At 27.5% G+C, this 20,858-nt stretch carries 17 protein-coding genes and 3 tRNA genes; 2 read left to right on the top strand and 18 right to left on the bottom strand.

Annotated elements, in window-relative coordinates; translation table 11 throughout:
• Positions 1 to 8: 8 nt before the first annotated feature.
• From J7M87_RS03955 to clpB, 4 genes are all read right to left on the bottom strand, one after another.
• A tRNA-Gly gene (locus J7M87_RS03955) sits at positions 9 to 83 on the bottom strand.
• Between the two features lie 3 nt (positions 84 to 86).
• Positions 87 to 162 (bottom strand) — tRNA-Lys (locus J7M87_RS03950).
• A gap of 6 nt (positions 163 to 168) precedes the next feature.
• Positions 169 to 245, bottom strand: a tRNA-Arg gene (locus J7M87_RS03945).
• Positions 246 to 583: 338 nt separating this feature from the next.
• The gene (clpB, locus tag J7M87_RS03940) at positions 584 to 3,178 is read right to left on the bottom strand and encodes an ATP-dependent chaperone ClpB (protein WP_291648864.1); all 2,595 of its coding nucleotides are present in this window, start codon (positions 3,176 to 3,178) and stop codon (positions 584 to 586) included.
• 179 nt (positions 3,179 to 3,357) lie between these two features.
• On the opposite strand from clpB, the gene J7M87_RS03935 reads away from it, so the two are divergent.
• Positions 3,358 to 5,424 (top strand): helix-turn-helix domain-containing protein, encoded by a 2,067-nt coding sequence (locus tag J7M87_RS03935; RefSeq protein WP_291648862.1) that lies wholly within the window; start codon positions 3,358 to 3,360, stop codon positions 5,422 to 5,424.
• A 381-nt stretch (positions 5,425 to 5,805) separates the two neighbouring features.
• Here the strand turns inward: J7M87_RS03935 and J7M87_RS03930 are convergent, their stop codons facing one another.
• From J7M87_RS03930 to J7M87_RS03905, 6 genes are all read right to left on the bottom strand, one after another.
• A complete protein-coding gene (locus J7M87_RS03930; RefSeq protein ID WP_291648860.1) occupies positions 5,806 to 7,065 on the bottom strand; it encodes a transcriptional regulator in 1,260 nt (419 codons plus the stop codon).
• Between the two features lie 17 nt (positions 7,066 to 7,082).
• Positions 7,083 to 8,384: a helix-turn-helix transcriptional regulator gene (locus J7M87_RS03925; RefSeq protein WP_291648858.1), complete on the bottom strand. Its 1,302-nt coding sequence runs from the start codon at positions 8,382 to 8,384 to the stop codon at positions 7,083 to 7,085.
• A 300-nt stretch (positions 8,385 to 8,684) separates the two neighbouring features.
• Positions 8,685 to 8,858, bottom strand: coding sequence for a YtxH domain-containing protein (locus tag J7M87_RS03920; RefSeq protein WP_291648857.1), 174 nt, complete (start codon positions 8,856 to 8,858; stop codon positions 8,685 to 8,687).
• A gap of 90 nt (positions 8,859 to 8,948) precedes the next feature.
• The gene (locus J7M87_RS03915; protein WP_291648855.1) at positions 8,949 to 9,884 is read right to left on the bottom strand and encodes a ribonuclease H family protein; all 936 of its coding nucleotides are present in this window, start codon (positions 9,882 to 9,884) and stop codon (positions 8,949 to 8,951) included.
• A 31-nt stretch (positions 9,885 to 9,915) separates the two neighbouring features.
• Positions 9,916 to 10,872, bottom strand: a complete 957-nt coding sequence (locus J7M87_RS03910; protein ID WP_291648853.1) for a YkvA family protein — start codon at positions 10,870 to 10,872, stop codon at positions 9,916 to 9,918.
• Positions 10,873 to 10,897: 25 nt separating this feature from the next.
• Positions 10,898 to 11,341 carry a hypothetical protein gene (locus tag J7M87_RS03905; protein ID WP_291648851.1) on the bottom strand — a complete coding sequence of 148 codons (444 nt, stop codon included), beginning with the start codon at positions 11,339 to 11,341 and terminating at the stop codon, positions 10,898 to 10,900.
• 223 nt (positions 11,342 to 11,564) lie between these two features.
• Between J7M87_RS03905 and J7M87_RS03900 the strand changes: the two genes are divergently transcribed.
• Positions 11,565 to 13,316, top strand: a complete 1,752-nt coding sequence (locus J7M87_RS03900) for an FtsH/Yme1/Tma family ATP-dependent metallopeptidase (protein WP_291648849.1) — start codon at positions 11,565 to 11,567, stop codon at positions 13,314 to 13,316.
• 155 nt (positions 13,317 to 13,471) lie between these two features.
• Here the strand turns inward: J7M87_RS03900 and J7M87_RS03895 are convergent, their stop codons facing one another.
• The 8 genes from J7M87_RS03895 to J7M87_RS03860 all read right to left on the bottom strand — a co-directional run bounded on the left by J7M87_RS03895 (position 13,472) and on the right by J7M87_RS03860 (position 20,768).
• The gene (locus J7M87_RS03895; protein WP_291648847.1) at positions 13,472 to 14,002 is read right to left on the bottom strand and encodes a helix-turn-helix domain-containing protein; all 531 of its coding nucleotides are present in this window, start codon (positions 14,000 to 14,002) and stop codon (positions 13,472 to 13,474) included.
• A 442-nt stretch (positions 14,003 to 14,444) separates the two neighbouring features.
• Positions 14,445 to 14,621, bottom strand: a complete 177-nt coding sequence (locus J7M87_RS03890; RefSeq protein WP_291648845.1) for a hypothetical protein — start codon at positions 14,619 to 14,621, stop codon at positions 14,445 to 14,447.
• 259 nt (positions 14,622 to 14,880) lie between these two features.
• A complete protein-coding gene (locus J7M87_RS03885) occupies positions 14,881 to 15,594 on the bottom strand; it encodes an N-acetylmuramoyl-L-alanine amidase (RefSeq protein ID WP_291648844.1) in 714 nt (237 codons plus the stop codon).
• A 218-nt stretch (positions 15,595 to 15,812) separates the two neighbouring features.
• Entirely contained in the window at positions 15,813 to 17,012 is a 1,200-nt protein-coding gene (locus J7M87_RS03880; protein ID WP_291648842.1) for a DHHA1 domain-containing protein, read from the bottom strand.
• Between the two features lie 11 nt (positions 17,013 to 17,023).
• On the bottom strand, positions 17,024 to 17,932 hold the full coding sequence (locus J7M87_RS03875) for a serine hydrolase (protein WP_291648840.1): 909 nt from the start codon (positions 17,930 to 17,932) through the stop codon (positions 17,024 to 17,026).
• 151 nt (positions 17,933 to 18,083) lie between these two features.
• Complete coding sequence (locus J7M87_RS03870) at positions 18,084 to 18,917, bottom strand: MetQ/NlpA family ABC transporter substrate-binding protein (protein WP_291648838.1); 834 nt, start codon at positions 18,915 to 18,917, stop codon at positions 18,084 to 18,086.
• A 175-nt stretch (positions 18,918 to 19,092) separates the two neighbouring features.
• Positions 19,093 to 19,731, bottom strand: coding sequence for a methionine ABC transporter permease (locus J7M87_RS03865; protein WP_291648836.1), 639 nt, complete (start codon positions 19,729 to 19,731; stop codon positions 19,093 to 19,095).
• A complete protein-coding gene (locus J7M87_RS03860) occupies positions 19,731 to 20,768 on the bottom strand; it encodes a methionine ABC transporter ATP-binding protein (RefSeq protein WP_291648833.1) in 1,038 nt (345 codons plus the stop codon). The genes J7M87_RS03865 and J7M87_RS03860 overlap by 1 nt, the downstream gene beginning before the upstream one ends.
• Positions 20,769 to 20,858 lie beyond the last annotated feature (90 nt).

The following is a 20,858-nucleotide window of genomic DNA, read 5'->3' as shown; positions in this document are numbered from 1 at the left end:
TTTTCTTATGGAGCGAAAGACGGGACTCGAACCCGCAACATTCACCTTGGCAAGGTGACGCTCTACCATTGAGCCACTTCCGCAAGTGGTGGCTTACCCGGGAATCGAACCCGGTACACCTTGATTAAAAGTCAAGTGCTCTACCGATTGAGCTAGTAAACCATAGCTTGGTGCGTGTTAAGAGATTCGAACTCCTGGCCCACGCCTTAGAAGGGCGTTGCTCTATCCAGCTGAGCTAAACACGCATATTTGCTACGTTGTATATAATACCGCAAAAGGTCGGATTTTGTCAACACCTTTTTTTTAAAATTACTTTGCAATTTTTTAATGAATAGTTAAAAGTAAAAAGTGAAAAACTACTAGGCCTTAGCGTTGCTTAATTCTCTGATCACATCGAGTTAACCAAAACTGTTGGCATAGTAGTTTTTCTATTATTTATAGGAATATCTACTTCAGGCAGTATTCACTAGATCAACTTTCATACTAAGCTCAGTCGTATCTACGCTACACTTTACTAAGTATTCAATTCCTTCATAGCTATTTAGCTTATGAAACATATCTATTTATCTTAGCCTTTATATTCTCACCTAATTACTATTTCTTCTTCCTCTGCATCAACAACTACATTTGATCCATATCCAATTTCACCTTTTATAATCTTTCTTGCTAAATTATTTTCTAGGCTATTTTGTATATATCTCTTTAAAGGTCTTGCTCCATATACTGGATCATAACCTTCTTTTGCCATAATTGTCTTTGCTTCATCTGTTACTTCTAAAGTAATATTTTTATCCTTTAATCTACTTGAAACTTCTTTTAAGAATATATCTATTATCTTCTTGATTCCATTTTCTGATAATGGCTTAAACATAATTATGTCATCTACTCTATTTAGAAACTCTGGTTTAAATCTTAACTTCATTTCATTCATAACCTGAGCTCTTATGTTATCATCAACTACATCTTCATTTTTATTTTCTAAAAGATAGCTACTTCCTATATTTGATGTCATAATTATTATTGTATTTTTAAAATCAACAGTTTTACCTTTATTATCTGTTAACCTACCATCATCTAAGATTTGTAAGAATATATTAAATACATCTTCATGTGCCTTTTCAATTTCATCAAATAATATTACACTATATGGATTCCTTCTTACAGCTTCAGTAAGTTGACCACCTTCATCATATCCTACATATCCTGGAGGCGCTCCAACTAATCTAGATACAGAATGCTTTTCCATATACTCAGACATATCAATTCTTATTATATTTTCTTCAGAATCAAATAAGTTTCTTGCTAAAGTTTTTGCAAGTTCTGTTTTACCAACTCCTGTAGGACCTAAGAATATAAATGAACCAATTGGTTTATTTACATCTTTCAAGCCTGCTCTTGCTCTTAATATTGCATTAGAAACAGCTGTTATAGCCTCTTCTTGGCCAATTACTCTTCCTTGCATTTCACTTTCTAATCTTAGAAGCTTTTCTCTTTCCCCTTCTAATAAATTAGTAACTGGAATTCCAGTCCACTTAGAAAGAATCTTTGAAACTTCCTCTTCTGTTACTTCTTCTTTTAAAAGAGCTCCTTCATAGTTTTCTTTTACATCTACTTCCTTTTGTTTAATTTCTTCTTCTAATGCTGGAATTACACTATATTGAATTTCTGCTGCCTTGTTATAGTCATAGTTTCTTTGAGCAGCCTCCAAATCGCCTCTTGCATCATCTAATTTAGATTTTAAATCTCTTAAACTAACTATTGCCCCTTTTTCCTTTTCAAATTTCGCTGTCATTTCATCGTTTTTAGCTTTTAATTCTGCTATTTCTTTTTCTAATGCTGCCAGCTTTTTCTTAGAGCCTTCATCGTTTTCTTTAGTTAAAGCTTCTTTTTCAATTTCTAATTGGAACTGCTTTCTTCTTATGTTATCCAATTCTGTTGGTAATGAATCTATTTCTGTTCTTATCATTGCTCCAGCTTCATCTATTAAATCTATAGCTTTATCTGGTAGATATCTATCTTGAATATATCTATTAGATAATTTGGCTGCTGCTATTAATGCGGTATCATGTATTCTTACACCATGATGAATTTCAAATCTTTCTTTTAATCCTCTTAATATTGATATAGCATCTTCTACTGTAGGTTCTTCTACAACTACAGGTTGGAATCTTCTTTCTAGTGCTTTATCTTTTTCTATATATTGTCTATATTCGTCAAAAGTTGTAGCTCCTATACAATGAAGCTCTCCTCTTGCTAGTAATGGCTTTATTAAATTACCTGCATCCATAGCTCCATCAGTTTTTCCTGCACCAACTATAGTATGAATTTCATCTATAAATAGGATTATTCTGCCTTCGCTACTTTGAACTTCTTTTAATACAGCTTTTAATCTTTCTTCAAATTCACCTCTATATTTAGCTCCAGCAATAAGTGAACCCATATCTAAAGAGAAAATAATCCTATCTTTTAATCCTTCTGGTACATCTCCTCTAACTATTCTTTCTGCCAATCCTTCTACAATTGCAGTTTTACCAACTCCTGGTTCTCCAATTAATACTGGATTATTTTTTGTTCTTCTTGAAAGTATTCTAATAGTTCTTCTAATTTCATCATCTCTTCCTATAACAGGATCAAGTTTATGTTTTTTAGCTAAGTCTGTAAGATTAGTACCATATTTACCTAAAGCATCATAAGTCCCTTCAGGGTCTTGTGTTTCTACTCTTTGATTTCCTCTTACTTCTTTTAGAACTTCCATGAAATTCTTCTTATTTATATTATATTTATCTAATAAATTTTTAACTTCTCCATTTTTATCTACTTCAATTATTGCAAGCATTAAATGCTCTACACTTATATAAGAATCCTCAAACTTTTTAGCTATATCTTCAGCCTTAACTAAGACTTCTTCAATTTGCCTTGTAGCATAAACCCCGGAGGAGTTAGCTCCATCTCCTAAAACCTTTGGCTTTTTATCTAATACTTTATTCACATCTTCATCTAATAATTTAACTCTGACTCCCATCTTAGTTAAAATGTTTGGTATTAATCCATCCTCTTGTTCTATTAATGCTGCAAATAGATGTATTAACTCTACTTGTTGATGACTATATTTAACAGCTAATAAGCTAGCATTATTTAGCACTTCTTGCACTCTTAAGGTCATTTTATCAATGTTCATGCTTCACTCCTCCTCGCATTCATTTATTTAAGCATATTTAATATAACCTATATTCATATAATAATACAATAGTCAAAGAAAGTCAAAGTTTATTTTTATTTTCCTAAAAATTTTCTATTTACCTGTAAATAGACTATAATTAAATTATAATTTAGATTTATTAGAAAGGAGGTGATTTTATGAGAAGAGAATTTGTTAGCTATCCAACAGATTCCCCAATTAAAATATCATATGCAAATATAAGAGAATATCCAATACATTGGCATAACTCAATTGAAATACTATATGTGTTACGTGGAAGTATTAATGTTACTATAGATACTGACTCCTTTGAAGTCCTTGAAAAAGAACTAGAAATAATAAATGTTGATGAATCTCACAGAATCTACAGTAACGAAGATAATAAGGTATTAATATTTCATATAGATCCATACTTTTTTGAGAAATACTATAAAGATATAAACAATATATTCTTCTATACAAACTCTACTGATGATGGTGCTCAAGAAGGTGAAGAATATGATTTACTTAGAAATTTTCTAGCTAAACTTTTATGTGAGGCTGTTCAAAAGATTGACGATTATGATAAGGAAATTGAATCAATTTTAATAGATTTATTGTATCATCTTATAAATAACTTCCATTACTTAACTTATGAAAAGGAAGAGTTAAAAGAGAAAACTGAACAGCTAGCTAGATATCACAGAATTTCTAAATATATATTTAATAATTATGATAGTAATATTACTTTACAAGAAATTGCTAAAAAAGAATTTTTAAGTCCTCATTACTTATCTCATGAGATTAAATATGCAACTGGGTATAGTTTTACTGATTTAGTTAATCAAACTAGAGTTGAAGAATCAGTTAAACTTTTATTAGATAGTGATTTAAGTATTTCGGATATATCAGATGAAGTTGGTTTTTCTCATGTAAGATATTTAAATAAAAACTTTAAAAATTATTATGGTTGTACTCCACTTCAATATAGAAAAAAAAATAAATTAACTGAAAAAGAACTAGAATCAATTAAAAACATAGAAATATTAAATCTTGAAGATGCCCTTGAATATTTATCTTCTGAATTAGATGATTATGAACGTTTTAATTATGAAAATAAACTATGGAAAATTCATATAAATATGGATGATAGTCTTAGAGAATTCGACAAGGATTATAGGGAAGTTATAAACTTAGATGACGCCTTTGATTTATTATTAGAAGATAATAAAGATATTCTTGAAGAAATTCAAGAAGAACTTCACTTTAATTATGCAAGACTTGAAAACATGTTTAATAGTGATATGGGGGTATTTCCTAAAGCTGACTTTTATAATTGGAATAAGGCTAAAAGTGTAATAGAATTTTTAGATTATATAGGTTTAAAGCCACTTATACTAATTGATAATTCTAATTTTACTTTTGATAAATACAAGCAAGTATTAACTAGTTTTTTTGAATATTTTTCAGAAATAGATTATATTGATGTCTCTGGATTTAAATTTCAATTTACACCAATTATATCAGAAGATATAAAAAAGCCGCTAAAATCTTTTTTAGCTGAAGAATATAATTTAGATGTTATTGAAGATGATTTTATATGCAATAAAAGTCTAAATAAAATTTATGATACTGCTTATATGCTTCCATATATAATTCATAATACCCTTTTTAATAAAAACTCTTTAAGCTTTTTAAGAGCTTTTGATGTTTTAGAAAAAGAAATAAGTTTGACAAATGAAGTATTTATAGGATCTCCTGGGCTTGTTAATGATATGGGAATTAGAAAGCCATCCTATTATGCATATTACCTTCTTAGTAAATTAGGAGACGAAATAGTTGCAATGGAAAATGGATATATTGTAACTAAAAAAGAAGATGAATATTGCATTTTATTATACTCATATAATGATGAATTAAATGAAATGCAAAATTTTGAAGATATATTTACTAAACGCGGTAAAAGAAAAATATATAAAAGAAAAATTTCTTTAAATATTGAAAATATCAAAAAATCATCTAGAATAATTACTTATGAAATTAGTGAAAGAGTCGGATCTTCCTACAATTATTGGTTATCCATGGGCTCCCCTGATAGACTTAATAAAGAAGAAAAAGAAATTTTACACAAGGCATCTTTTCCTAAGATAGAATTTAAATATTCAAAGAAAAATACAATATTAAATATAATTACCGAACTTAGAGGTTATGCTGCTAAGCTAATTTTAATAAAAAATATTAAATAAAGTACAAAGAAACCAAATTTTATGGTTTCTTTGTACTTTTTTAATTTACTTATTTAACTTTCAATAACCTAAATGTACTTAAATATCCGCACTTAAGTCAATGCTTTTATATTTATATTAAACTATAATTTAATCATAATAATAAACTAAAAAGTTTAGAAAGGATTGATTATTTAATGAGAGGCTTATTTTTTATGCCTGGTATATTATCAAAATACTCAATATTAAGCATATTAACAGCAATTTTACATCCATCTAAATAAACTATACAAATTAAATAAATATTGTAGACAAATGTTAAATTTATAGGATTTTATTATGATAAATAAAGTTAATGTTCAAATAAAAGAATAAATAAAAGGTGGCTAATGTACCTTTTATTTATTCTTTTTCCATTTTCATGGCTAACGTAAAATATTTTAAGGAGTCTTTCACTTCTCCTAATTTATAATACATTTCTGCCATGTCTAAATATCTTTCATATCTTTTTTCCTTATTAGCAAACTTAAATAAAGAATCTAAAGATAAATTCATATACATTTCTGCTTGAATATATAACCCCTTCTTTTGAAGTATCATTCCTTTTAAATAATATGAATCCTCTACTAATACTATATCATTTGTATCAATAGCCAAATTTAATGTTGTATCAGTAATTTCATATGCTGTATCATACTCTTCATTATTGTAAAGAGTTCTTATACATTTATTCAAAAACTTAACATAATTCACCTTATTATCAGGCGGAAATAACTCTATTCCCTCTTTAATTTCTTTAATAGCCTTTTCTCTTTCATTTACATAAAAATAACTTTCTCCATTTTTTCCTTTTGCTAAAGCCAAAATCATTGGATTTTCCTTTTGATATTTATAAGCTAATTTTATATATTTATCTGCATCATTTTTCTTTAACCTAATGCATGCAGAAGCAAAGTAATGATATATGTCCCCCTTTTCTATATCATTATCTATATAATTTATGTACTCTACCGATTCTTTTATGGAGCTATATGTTTCTTCTAATAATCCTAATTTGTCATAAGCTTTTCCTTCTTTATAGCAAATATATGAATATTTTTCTTTATCGAATTTATCAGAATCTTTTATAAGTTCTCTTGCTCTACTATAATAATTTATCGCTTCATTATACTCTTTAATACTATAAAAAAAAGTAGCCATATCTATATAGTAAGTTATTGTATTTTCACGAGTATTATTTTTTTGGTATAAATCATAATATTGAGATATTATGATTTGTATATTTTCAACCTTATTTTTCTCTACATAAAAATTAAACAGTATATGCATAAGTTCAAAGGCTAAATCATCATAGGAATATTCTAAAGCATAATTTAAATTATGGTTTATCACATCATCTATTTCATCTTCTGGTATTGAATTATTTCTAATTAATTCAAGATTACTAACTATTTGTTCTTCAACATCTCTAACTAAATAGTTATAATCAATTGTAAGCTTGTTAGATATATACTCTAGAATATCTTTATCTGCCTTTATTTTACCATTTTCAATGCAGCTCATTTTTGATATGGATACTTTATCTCCACATAATTCTTTTAAAGTTATCCCTTGATATACCCTTGCTCTTTTAATCTTTTCTCCAGTTGATAATATTTCCATTTAAACCCCCGCTTGAATTAATTTTTAAGTATTCCTATTTCCTTAAAAATATTAACTCCTTCATCTAAATATTTAGCTGCTTCAAAATCTCTCTTATTATCTATATAAAACTTTCCTATCATAATTGCTAATTGAGCTGATTTCTTCTGTAAATTACTCGCTCTTGATAACTTATAAGTATCTAATAAAATATATTCCGCTTCTTTAGTCATTTCTTTTATTGTATAAATTCGATACCATAATATATTTAAATCTATTAATTTATCCATATCCTCTTCTTCTATATATGAATCAATTTCTTCTAATACTTCCTCGCACTTAGAAATATTCTTCAATTTAATATAATTCTCACATATATTTATTAGAGTATCTACTATCTTGTAGTCTTTTCTTCTTATTCTTATTTCTTTAGAAATTTCATAATGTTTAAAGGATTCTTCTATATTTTCGAATTCATAAAATAGTTTACCTAAGTTATTCTCAATTTCAGATATATTATTAAGTTCATCTAACTCTTTATATACTTCTAAAGTTTTTTGAGAATATTTAATAGCATTAGTTAGATCTCCCTTTTTATTATATTCCTCAGATATTAATAGTAAAGTTTTAGCATATTCTTCTCTATTATGAACTTGCTCAAATTTACTTTTTGCTAAAAATGAATAATCTATGGCCTTTCCAATATCTTCTGTTTTAAAATAGGATCTCGCCATATAATAATATATTTCTCCAAGCAATGAATCATTTCCAATACTGTTATCTAAGTAGACCTTTTCAGCTTGTCTTAAATAACTATTGGCAGAATGATATGCTTTTAACATTAATGTTATTTTCCCCAAATTCAAAAAAGTATTTATAATTTCTTCATAATTATTATTTTTAATAAATATTACGTTTGATGATAAGAAAAATTGTTGTGCTAAAGTTAATTCGTCCTTAGCCATATATATTTGAGCCCTTAGATATAGTATTTTCGCTTTTCTATATTCTAAATTATATTTTTCTACATAATATAAAGCATTTTCTATATATTTTTCTCCTGTTATATAATCTCCTGATAAAATATAAGATTCAGCAACTTGTTCATAATAAATACTAATTTTTTCCGCTTGAGTTTCTTCAGACTCCATTAAATACTCAACTGAAGTTTGTAATGCACCTGCTAAGTATTCTAATAAATCCATAGAGGGATTAGATCTCCCTGATTCTACTAAACTTATTTGTCCAGGGGTTATCCTATCTCCAGCTAAATCTTTAAGGGTCATATCTAATTCTTTTCTTTTCCTCTTTATTTTTTCCCCTAATGCAAGAATTTCCATAAATACTCTTCCTTTTCACAACTATAAATTAATATTTTTCTTTTCTGTTTTTTATTCAATTATATCATAATTTAACCAATTCAAACAGTAATTGTTATAAGCTTACTCTCCGAATTAAATTTTTTTCGTCAAATTCTAAATTTTATACTCAAATTTAGAATATTTTTTCATTTTTTATTTATTATATCATTAAATATATCTAAAATACTATAAAAAATTCAAAATATTGTTATTAAAATTACATAGGTTATAGTACCACTTTAATACTAACAACAAAAAAAGAGTAGATTTACTACTCTTTTATCTCATATAATCCATTATTGTTTCATATGCATCGCCAGCCATATGCATTGCTCTCTTACTAGCCTTTCTTATATTCTTTTGTGTTCTTCTATCTAGTTGTGGTAAAACCATAGCGCTTACTGCCATTCCTAGCATTGCACCAGCTGCCATATTTCTCATCATCTTTGCCATAATTATCACCTCTATAAATATTTTTTGATTAGATATATTTATTATTAGTAATATTATTATCTTTACTCTATGAAAATTATGGAATCTATATTATTTTTGTTTATTATATAAATACTCCGCATACTTTAATACATCTAATTGATTTTCAAGAGATATTTTTTTCATAAATATATTTAACTGGTCCATTATGTTTCTGCTTTCATTTTCTGTATCATCAGAATACTCATTATTAAAAGAATCTAGTGATATAGCCACATCCTCTTCACTATTTTCTACAACTATTATTTTATCTTCTTTTCCATTAACAATTTCTAAAATATCTTTTTTAATTTTGTTACTAGCTACATATAATTCGTTTTTATCTAGCCATTTATTAACTACCATATCTGAAACAATTGATAGCTCTTGCTTACATTTTTCATCAGCAATCTCATTAAATAAATCTCCTGTATGGCTATCAACTTTTACAAAAATAACTTCTATGCCACTTTTAATTAATTCATTCATTTTATTATAGTAATTAATAGATGACTCTTCTCTTCTTTCCCAAAACCCAGTAGCATGATGTGCAATCCCTTCATAATCATGGAATATAACTACTTTCTTATCCTTATTTCTTATTGCATATTCGACGCCTTTTATTGCTGCTTCTAATTCTCCTGCAATTTGTCTAATATTACTTTTAGTATTATCCTTTGCAGCTGAAGATTCTATATATTCTACAACATTATCTCTAACAGCAACTAATCCATAAGAATACTTTTCAGTACTTACGCTATAACTTCCATCAACATAAATATGCAAGCAATCTTCTGGGTATTTATCTATACCTTTTTTTAATAGTTTACTACCTTCTTCTAAGAATTTTTTAGCTTCATTTATATCTTCAAAGCTCTTGTATTTTGCCCCTTTAACACCCTTTACATATTTTAAACATTCGGCCCATGTATTAACTATTATATTTTCTACCTTTTCATTAGTAGTAAAATTAAATCCTTCTTTTATTGCATAAACTTTTTTGCCCATACTCTATGCTCCTTAATATTATAAATAATTTTTATAACGACATTACTTCTTCCACAAAATTATAAACTTTTTCCACATTTCTTGCACCAGTAAAGTTAATAGCGTATTCTATTATATTTTTAATAACTAAAACTATATCATTTTTTCCTTCCCAATTTTCTAATATAACATTAATTGAAACATCAGCTATAATTCTGTCAATAGCAAAAAATGCTACTGCTATCTCATCAACTTTACCTATAAAAGGAATATTATCTGGTATTATATCCGTTGGAAATGCAATATATGCAATTGCTCCTGATATTATTAGCTTAGTCCTTACTGGCACTCTCTTATCTTTTAATAATCTATATAATAAAGCTACCATATCAGGTATTATAAATAAATAATCGCTATATGTCTTTATTTTTTCAGGTAATTTATTTTCTAAATACCCTCTTCCATTACTATAACAATCTTTAACCTTTTCTATGTTTTCATTGACTTCTTCAATAACCTCTTCAGCCTCAAAAGCTTCTGGCTCTTCTTTTTTAATTGCTCCCTCTAAAGAAATATTTATATTGGTTACATCTACATTTAATATATTTTGCTTAATATGTATATCTGCAATATCTAAATCTACATATGGTACATCTCTTAATAAACTTTTTAAATTTATAACAACTTTTCCATCTTCATAGTTTATACCCTTTTCTTCCAATGATTTAAGAGTATATTTTAATGCCATTTTTCTAAACAAAGAAAATACTTTAATTTTTGCTATTTTAAATGAAGAAACTTCACCATGAATAATTCCATCTTCAACTCTTCTAATTTTTAATCCAGCAATAAAATCTACTTTAAAACCTTTAACGTAGCTCCCAAATAATTTTATTTCCTCATCAATTTCAATCTTAGCTAAATTTAATCCTTCTACCTTCACGAAATCATTTATAATACTTAATAAGTCTTCTCCTGTTAATGAAACCTTCACCCCAGATATATTCATAATTACCTCCTATTATACAAGTTATTTATGCGTTTAAGTACATGTCTAAGTTTGTCCCAATTATATACAAAGCCTTATCCTTAATATACAAATCGCTTATAGATGTATTATATAACGTGCTATCACCATTTATTTTACCTAAATCGATTATTATATTATTATCTTTTATATTGATATAATCTTCCCCAAGCATTTTGACAACAGCTTTTAATATTATATTACTTGCTCCCTTTAACAATCCTAAGCTAGTTATATTTAACTTTTGAGTTTCTAATATTATTTTATTTTTAGAAAAACTTTTTATATATACAGCGCCTCTAAAACTCGAGTTTATTTTTGCCCTAATCTTTCCTCTAAATTCTATTCCATTAGTAATTTCTATATGGGTTACCTCTATTCCTTTTTCTTTTCCTTTTAAATTAATTATCTCAGTAATATCTTCTGCCATTAATACAGTTGAGCTAAGCATTTTTCAAATCTCCCCTTGCTATATTACTCGTTAAAGATATTAGTCTAATTAGTCAGTTATTTAACTTAAAGTATACTCCATTTGTAAGAGTTTTAAAAGATATCTTTTCAATTTTACAAATGCACCAATACTTACATTGGAAAAATATATGATTTTAAGTAGACTAAATTTTTTAAAATGTTACAATATTCTTAAAAATTCATCTTCTATTTAGGAGGTAATGATGAACAAAATAAAGAAAAACATAATTTGGATACCAATAGTTACTGCTATTATCTCTACATTAATTTTAGGATATGCAAGTTTTGGCTCCAAAGCTAACTATAGTAAACAATATTCAATTTTTTTAGAAGATATAACTAGTAATAATATTTCTAAGGTTATTGTTAATAGTAACTCTAATTTAACTGTATTTTTGAAAGATGGAACAAAATATTCAACAAATAATCCTGATAGTCCTACTTTGAAAGAGGATCTATTAAAAAATAATATAGAAGTACTAGATCAAAATAGTACAAGTCCCACAAAAACAGTTGCTTCAAGTATTCTTTTAATATCAATTATTTCAATTGTTTTTGTAACTATTAATAAAAGAAAACTTGGAACCTCAAGTATGACTAATTTAGATGTTAAAGATTTTTCAGAAGATCAAAATGCTCTAAACTTTGACTATGTGGCTGGTAATGAAGAAGCAAAAGAAAGTCTTATGGATATAGTAGATTTTCTTAAAAATCCTCAAAAGTATAAAGATTATGGTGCTAGAATGCCTAAAGGAGTTATCCTTTATGGATCTCCAGGTACAGGTAAAACATTACTTGCTAAAGCAGTAGCAGGTGAAGCTAAAGTTCCATTCTACGCATTAAGTGGATCTGACTTCGTACAAGTATATGTAGGGGTTGGGGCTGCTAGGATAAGAAATTTATTTAAAAAGGCAAAATCTCAAGGTAAAGCTGTTATTTTTATCGATGAAATAGATGCAATAGGAAAAAAAAGAGGTGGTTCAAGCGCTTCTAGTGGAAATGATGAAAGAGATCAAACTCTAAATGCTCTATTAACTGAAATGTCAGGCTTTGGTGAACAAGAAGGAATAGTTGTTATAGCTGCAACTAATAGATTAGATACTCTTGATTCAGCACTACTTAGACCTGGTAGATTTGATAGACATATAGAGGTTTCGTTACCTGATATAAGTGCAAGAGAAAAAATAATATCATTGCATTTAGAAAATAAGCCTTACAATAATCTTGATTTAAAAGATATAGCTAAAAAAACAGCTTACTTTTCAGGTGCAAAACTAGAAAATTTAATTAATGAAGCTGCCATTATCGCAGCTAAAGAAAATTCTAGGTTGTTGACACAAGATCATATAAACAAGGCATACTCTATAGTTCTTGCTGGTTATGAGAAAAAAGAAAGAAGCCATTATCTTGAAGAGGATATGTTATTAACTTCATATCACGAAGCTGGACATGCTCTTGTTTCATTAATAAAGACACCTGAAGATAAGGTTTCTAAAATAACCATTATCCCAACAACTAAAGGCGCTGGAGGCTATACATTAACTATACCTAAAGATAGTTCTTATCAAAGATTAGATTATCTAAAAAACAGAATAATGGTACTGCTAGGAGGAAGAGCTGCAGAAGAAATTATATTCGGACAAGATAAAATTTCAACGGGAGCTCAAGGTGATTTAAGCCAAACAACAGAAATGGCAATGTCTATGATTTCAGAATATGGTATGGGAAAAACATTAGGCCTATTAAAACTATCAAGTCTTGGCCCACTTTCAAATAGCTATGGAAACCCAGTAGTTGAAGAATGTAGAGAACTTGTTAATTCACTATATAATCAAACTTTAGAACTACTTAAGAATAATAAAGAAATACTAAATAAAATAGCTATGAAACTTATAGAAGAAGAAACATTAGATGAAAAAGAAATCTACAAAATATTTAATAAAAAATTTAATTAGTAAATAAATTAAGGGATAGTATATGAATTTTTATAAAAGTAAATACATATACTATCCCTATTTTACTATTTTACTATTCTACTTTTCCATATCAAAAAACATTTTTAATAAAAGTATTATCCTATAATATTTTTATTAATATTCTATTTTAAATTCTAATAATCAAGTTGTTTTAATTTTAAAATTAATTGCTCATGACTTGCTTCTACTAATTTGTATGATATTATTTTTCTTTCTATTTCTTTTTGAACCTTATCGGAATTACTAAACAGGTCTCTAACCATATTAATTGCATAAGCAAGAACAGTTGCACCTCCAGCACTACCTAGCTCAAAGCCCATACTTTCTGTTTCTGAAAGTTGTCCTTTCATTAGCTTATATATTTCATTACAATAAGCTCCTTTTATAATTATAATATCGTATTTATATTCTAATCCAATTAATAATTCCGATGGATTAAATGCTTCAAATGCTGGATTTTCCTTTTCTAAAGCTATAAGTTCATCCAATACAGTACCTGGAGTTTTATTTAAAGCTTCAGCTAAAGCCATTATTATCTTATTAGAATACTTTTCTATTTTCTTATTTGTATGAGTTGAAAGTAATTGTTGACTAACTCCAGTCTTTTTATATATATCATATCTCTTACTATTATTCCTTTGTAAATATAAATCTAGATAATTCATTTTCATTTCTCCTTTTATTTTATTAATCTATATTCGTTTACTACTAAAATATTTTTTACTACTTAATTATATTATATCACACTTTCCTAAAAATGCTACTATAATTTTAAAATGGATTTATTACAAATAAAAAAACAAGCATATATCTTACTTGGTTTTTCATTTATTTTATTCAATTTCACATAATCTTTATTGCCTTAAAAGTTAATTCCTTATTTTTATGAAGGAAGTCGCGTTTCACGACTCCCTTTTCAACTACTTTTTTTTGCAGCTAAAAGATATTCTTTAAATAAAACATTCTCTATTAATTTTTTCAAAAGGATATCACGAAACGTGATACCCTTTCGAATTACTGATTTAACTACTCCAAAAATGTTTCTTTAAGAATATTCTACTCAAAGCTATTTTCATATATATCAAGGAATACTGTTATTTCTCCACATTACTTTCTTAATTCTTCATCTTTAGTTTCTGCTTGCCAACCATATGTTTTATATGGCTTCCAATACAACTTACTTACTTTCTTAAGATTAAATTGATCCTTTATCAGTTTAAAGCCATCATCGAAGTCAGCCTTAGCTTGTTTAAAAGCTTTATCTGTATTCTTAAAGATAGGCATTCCATTTTCAGCTACTCCAATATCATGCGCCCCTCCATATTACAATTAATCCCAATTATATTTCTTATATTCCTTTATCAATATTTACTACCTTTTACATAATTCAGCTCGCCTAAATTATCCCTCAATTATCCATTATAAATTATTAACTAGAAAAAACTCCCCTCAGGGAGTTTTTTCATTAACTTTTTTATTATTTCATTCTTTCACTTCTTCATTTTTCATAACTCAGCTTGTCTGAGTTATTCCCTTAAATTTTTTATTCTGTCATTTTTTCATTCTTTCCATTACTTTCAGGGTATGGAACAATATAAGCTCCTTTAATTCCATTCTTATTTAATCTAATTAATTCTTCCTCTGCTTCTTCATAATCCCTATAATATCCTAAACAAATTCTCCATCCTTCTCTTGTTGGAGTTTTAGGTTTTTTTATCGGAATATCAATTAAAACCTTATCAACCATAGCTAAGCACGCTTTGGCTACCATGTACCCATATTTAATACTACTAAAGTTTTTCTCTATGTCTTCGTTAGATATAAATTCTGCTTCAATGATGACTGCAGGCATATTAGTCTCTCTTAAAACAGTATAACTTGCTTCTTTTATTCCCCTATCATTAGATTTTAGATTTGCTAATAGTTCATCTTTAATAAATTTTGCCAAATCTTCTGATTTACTTCCTTTTTCAAAGATTACTATTTCGCTTCCCTTTACATACTCATCAACAAAGGAATTCATATGGAAGCTAACAAAATAATCTGCATTCCAGTTATTTGCTATATTTACTCTGTCTTTTGCATCTATATTTACATCTGATGCTCTAGTCAGTAACACTATTTCTCCATTTCTTTCTAACAATCTTTTTGCCTCATATACTGCTTCTAAGACTATATCAGCTTCTCTTCTACCATGTTTTCCTATTGCCCCTGGGTCACTGCCACCATGTGCTGCATCTAATACCCATTTTGCCAATTCTGTCCCTCCTATTATCTATATATAAATATACAGATATTGTATTAATTCATAATTTAGTATACTTATAACTTTAATACTTGGTTACAAAATTAATTTCTATCTCTTTAATTTTGACAAATAGAAAAATTACTCGCCTCATAATCTTAATAATTTCATTAATTATTAGCTAAATATAAAAGCTACTCCTAATTCTAAAATTTCAGAGTAGCTTTCTACTAAATTACATTTTCTGTTATTTTATTCTTGATATCATTAAGGTACTTTTCAATATCTATGCTTTCTCCAGATCCTTGGGCTAATATTTTACTTCCCCCGCCTTTTCCATTTATATCTTTAATGGATTCCTTTAATAGTTGCCCCATATGAGTTACTTCCAAATCTTTAGAACATGAAAATAGTACATTGGACTTATTATTATTTATAGTAGCAAATAAACAAATAATATTTCCTCTATTAATAAGTCTATTAGCTAATTTTCTTATATAATCAATACTTCTCTCATTAAATATCTTATTTATAATTATCAAACTATTTTCTTTACTTGAAATAGAAATTATATTTTCTATTTCATAGTTTATAAGGTCTTCTTCTAACTTTCTCTTTTCATTATTCAAATCATCTATACTGTTCTTTAAATTTTTAATACTATTTAATGCTTCTTCCTCATTGCTACTTAAATAATTACATATATCTTTTAGTACTTTATCTTTATATAAAGAGTCCTTAATCGCTCTTTCTCCTGCTAAAAACTCTATTCTAGTATTGTTTTTATTTTTTTCATACCTTTTAATTTTAATCAACTTCAAATCTAGTGTTCTCTTTGGATGAACTCCACAACATGCATTTATGTCCAAATCTCCAATTTTAACAACTCTTATTTCTTCTTCAGTATTTGGCAAATCTCTTCTTAAATTCATGTTCTCTAGTTCTTCTTCACTAGGCACAAAACTCTCTACTAAAATACTTTCTCTTATTATATCATTTGCCACTTTTTCAGCTTTTCTTACTTGATTTTCAGTTAAATGCCCAATAATATCTACAGTACTAATATCTTTTCCTAAATGTATGCTTACTGTATTAGAATTAAAAAGCTTAAAAAAACACCCAGATAATACGTGTTGGGCTAGATGCTGATGCATTCCATCTTCTCTTCTATCCCAATCTATTTTACATTTAACACTAATTGAGTCTGATATATCATGAGAAACAACATGATATATTTTCCCATTTTCTTCATATACATCTAATACATTTATTCCATTTAATTCACCTAAGTCACAGGATTGGCCTCCCCCACCTGGAAAAAATGCTGTTTTGTCCAATGCCACATGAAATTTATCATCTATTTTTTTTACATCTATAATTTCTGCTTCAAATTCTATTAAATATTGATCTATATAATATAACTTCTCCATTTTTTCACCTATTAATAATCTTCCTCAACCATTAAGTATATTTCTTTTGATACATTTGCTATAATTTCATATGCTTCATTACCCCAATCTAAAAGATATCTTTCATCTTCACTTCCATATTCATAAGGCTCTTCACTTAAATCTCCTATATCCTTTGTCAATATTACTATTATATAAGGGTCTTTAGCATATACTATTCCAAAATCATGATAATACCTATAATAATCTCCAATTTTATGAGCAACTATATTATAAGGTAAATATTTGTCTAATCTATCATGGAAAATGGTTTCTTTCATATAGCCTATAAGCTTTTCATAGTAAGGGTTATTATCTGGATTTTTATATAGTCTTTCTAGCACCTTATATAATTGTTCTGCTGTAATAGAATTTTCATAAGGAATACTATCATCTTCAGTTATATTTCTCAAATAATCCGTTAATGAAATTTCACTTATTCTATTAAGCATATTTTTAGTAATATTATCTGATTCAACTATAGATAAATAAATGGCTTCCTCAATAGTTATGTTTGGAATTTCTGGTAAATAGTATAAGACTCCACTTCCCCCTTCACCATCTACTTCTTCATAATAAATAATATCTTCTAAAGATAATGTACCTTCAAAAACTTGGTCTAAAATCATCATGCATAAAGGTACTTTCGTTGTACTTGCTGCTATATAATATCTATCTTTATTTAATGTATATTCCTCCTTTGTATTTAGATTCTTATAATATATAGATATATTATCCTTATAATTTCCTAATACTTCATCCATCTTTTCATACATATTTTCATCTATTGTACTGTTTTCTATAGTATTATTGTTACTATGCTCTATAATTTCCACTCTTTTAGTACATCCTTGAAAAAATAATGTAAGTATAATAATTAGCAAAATATATACCTTTTTCATTTATTTCTCCTATTTTAAAGAATTATTTTAGTTATATGTTTATAATTATTATATCATAAATGAATATTTATATTTCTAAATAGAAAATGAAAGAGCAAGTAAAAATTTATTTTCTTACTCACTCTTTCAGTCTTTATATTTTGCTTGATTTCTAGAAAGTTGGAATTACTGATCCATTATACTTCTCTTCAATAAATTTCTTAACTTTATCTGATGTTAAAACTTTTGTTAAAGCTTTAATTTTTTCGCTATCCTCATTTCCTTTTTTCACCGCTAATACATTATGATATTTCTTAGAAGCTTCTTTAGTTGCATCTTCTAAATATAAAGCATTTTCAGCTGGATTTAAGCCTGCTTCAAGTGCGTAGTTTCCATTAATAACAGCAATACCTACTTCTTCTAAAACCCTTGGTAATTGAGCTGCTTCAAGCTCTTCAAATTTAAGATTCTTAGGATTTTCTGTAATATCCTTTGGTGTAACTAACTCACCTTCTTTTAATTTTATTAATCCTGCACCCTCTAGTACTCTTAAAGCTCTAGCTTCATTTGATGGATCATTTGGCACTGCAACTGTTGCTCCTTCTTTTAATTCATCTAGGCTTTTAATAGTTGAAGAATAAACGCCTAGCGGCTCCAAATGAATTCCTTTTGTGTAAGTTAAATCTAATCCCTTTCCTTCATTAGTTTCATCTAAATATGCAATTGTTTGAAAGTAGTTTGCATCTAATTCGCCTTCCGCTAAAGATGTATTAGGTGTTACATAATCTGTAAATTCTATTATGTTTACTGTGTATCCTTCAGCTTCAAGATCAGGTTTTATTTCTTCTACTATTTCCTTATGAGGAACTGGAGTAACCCCTATTGTTATTGTTTTATCTTCAGTTGTTGAACCTGCTTCTGATTCATTGTTTGAATTTCCACAACCTATTAAGCTTATTGCTAAAGCCCCTGTTAATAATAATGATAAAATTGATTTTCTTTTCATTTCTTTAACCCCCTTAAAATAATGGATAATTGACAATTCATAATTGATAATTGAAGATAAAACTCTTACAGAGTTTTTATATTGAAGCTTTATCAACTTCAATATCCTTTTAATTAATAGTTATCATTTATAACTTAACAATTATCTTTATATATTAATTTAATTTTTATATGCTTTATTTTGATAATTTTTTATATAGATAGTTTCCTAGTGACTGTAATACTTGTACGATTATTATTAAAATTATTACTGTTACAATCATAATATCCGTTTGATATCTTTGATAGCCATATCTTATTGCTACATCACCAAGACCACCCCCACCTACTGTTCCAGCCATAGCTGAATATCCTATTATACTTATTATAGTTAATGTTAGTCCTGATATTATTGAAGGCACTGCTTCCTTTAACATAACTTTAAAAATTATTTGTGTATTAGAAGCACCAAATGATTTTGCAGCTTCCACAACTCCTGAATCTACTTCTTTTAAAGATGATTCTATTATTCTTGCTACAAAAGGTGCTGCAGCTATTGTTAATGGTACTATAGCTGCTGGTGTACCAATTGATTTTCCTACTATTAATTTTGTAAATGGTATTATTGCTACCATTAAAATTAAAAATGGAAACCCTCTTAATATATTAATTATTGTATCTAAAACCCTGTATATAATCTTGTTAGGCTTTAAACCATTTGGAGCTGTAACTACTAATATAATTGCTGGTATAAATCCTAATATAAGCGAAAATAATGTTGAGAAAAAAACCATGGCAATTGTTTTATTAAACGCTGGTATTAATATTTCTGACATTAATTAAGCACCTCCAATACCACATTTTTACTTTCTAAATATTCTATTACTTTTTCTTTATCATTTAACTCTACATTTATTACTAAATTTCCAAGTACATCATCTCTAAATTTTTCTAATTTGCCCCAAACAATTGAAAAATCTACATTTAGCTCTCTAGCCATTTTTGTAATAATAGCATTTTCTGATGATGTACTTGGGAAAAATAGTTTTATGTTAATCCCTGTTGTAGGTAGTAGCTCATCATCTTGATCCCCTAAAAATTTCTTAAGGGAAAGTCCTGGTTTTAAGAATAAGTCTTCTGAATTGCCTTCTGCTTTTAAAATGCCCCCTTCTATTAATGCAACTTTTTCACAAACCTCTTTAACTACTTCCATTTGGTGGGTAACAATAACAATTGTTATACCTAATTCTTTATTTATCTTTGATAAAAGTGCTAATATATCTTTTGTTATTTTAGGATCTAAAGCTGATGTAGCTTCATCACAAAGTAAAATTTTAGGTTCTAATGCTAAAGCCCTTGCTATTGCTACTCTTTGCTTTTGTCCACCACTTAAGCTTGATGGTTTTACATCTGCTTTTTCTGAAAGGCCTACTAAGTTTAAAAGCTCAGTAACTCTTTCATTTATTTTTTCTTTTTTAAATTTTTTGTAACTATATGACTTTACTCCCTTTTCTTTATTTTCAAACTTATATTCTTTATACTCTTCTTCATATCCCCATACTTCTAATGGTAATGCTATATTTTCAGATACTGTTTTTCTACTTAGTAAATTGAATCCTTGAAATATCATTCCTAATTTTTTTCTAAACTCCCTAAGTTCCAATCCACTTAAATTTTTCACTTCTCTTCCCATCACTGTAACTGATCCATCTTCATAGTTTTCTAAACCATTTATACATCTAAGTAATGTAGATTTCCCTGCCCCACTATGTCCTATAATTCCGTATATCTCTCCTTCTTCTATCTTAAGCGAAACTCCCTTTATAACTTCAACATCATTAAATCTTTTACTTAAGTTATTAATTTTAATCACAAGCCATTCCCCCTTTAAAGAAACTTAAAGCAAAATAAAAAACGCACTGGAGAATAAATCTCTAGTGCGCGTAAACTCACATATTAATTT

Source organism: Clostridium sp. (genome assembly GCF_017888565.1).
Taxonomy (GTDB): domain Bacteria; phylum Bacillota; class Clostridia; order Clostridiales; family Clostridiaceae; genus Clostridium.
This window is presented reverse-complemented; position numbering and strand designations above follow the sequence as displayed.

Coding starts and splice junctions, on each gene's coding strand:
- clpB (WP_291648864.1), bottom strand. CDS start 3,178: ATGAACATTGATAAAATGACCTTAAGAGTGCAAGAAGTGCTAAATAAT.
- J7M87_RS03935 (WP_291648862.1), top strand. CDS start 3,358: ATGAGAAGAGAATTTGTTAGCTATCCAACAGATTCCCCAATTAAAATA.
- J7M87_RS03930 (WP_291648860.1), bottom strand. CDS start 7,065: ATGGAAATATTATCAACTGGAGAAAAGATTAAAAGAGCAAGGGTATAT.
- J7M87_RS03925 (WP_291648858.1), bottom strand. CDS start 8,384: ATGGAAATTCTTGCATTAGGGGAAAAAATAAAGAGGAAAAGAAAAGAA.
- J7M87_RS03920 (WP_291648857.1), bottom strand. CDS start 8,858: ATGGCAAAGATGATGAGAAATATGGCAGCTGGTGCAATGCTAGGAATG.
- J7M87_RS03915 (WP_291648855.1), bottom strand. CDS start 9,884: ATGGGCAAAAAAGTTTATGCAATAAAAGAAGGATTTAATTTTACTACT.
- J7M87_RS03910 (WP_291648853.1), bottom strand. CDS start 10,872: ATGAATATATCTGGGGTGAAGGTTTCATTAACAGGAGAAGACTTATTA.
- J7M87_RS03905 (WP_291648851.1), bottom strand. CDS start 11,341: ATGCTTAGCTCAACTGTATTAATGGCAGAAGATATTACTGAGATAATT.
- J7M87_RS03900 (WP_291648849.1), top strand. CDS start 11,565: ATGAACAAAATAAAGAAAAACATAATTTGGATACCAATAGTTACTGCT.
- J7M87_RS03895 (WP_291648847.1), bottom strand. CDS start 14,002: ATGAATTATCTAGATTTATATTTACAAAGGAATAATAGTAAGAGATAT.
- J7M87_RS03890 (WP_291648845.1), bottom strand. CDS start 14,621: ATGCCTATCTTTAAGAATACAGATAAAGCTTTTAAACAAGCTAAGGCT.
- J7M87_RS03880 (WP_291648842.1), bottom strand. CDS start 17,012: ATGGAGAAGTTATATTATATAGATCAATATTTAATAGAATTTGAAGCA.
- J7M87_RS03875 (WP_291648840.1), bottom strand. CDS start 17,932: ATGAAAAAGGTATATATTTTGCTAATTATTATACTTACATTATTTTTT.
- J7M87_RS03870 (WP_291648838.1), bottom strand. CDS start 18,917: ATGAAAAGAAAATCAATTTTATCATTATTATTAACAGGGGCTTTAGCA.
- J7M87_RS03865 (WP_291648836.1), bottom strand. CDS start 19,731: ATGTCAGAAATATTAATACCAGCGTTTAATAAAACAATTGCCATGGTT.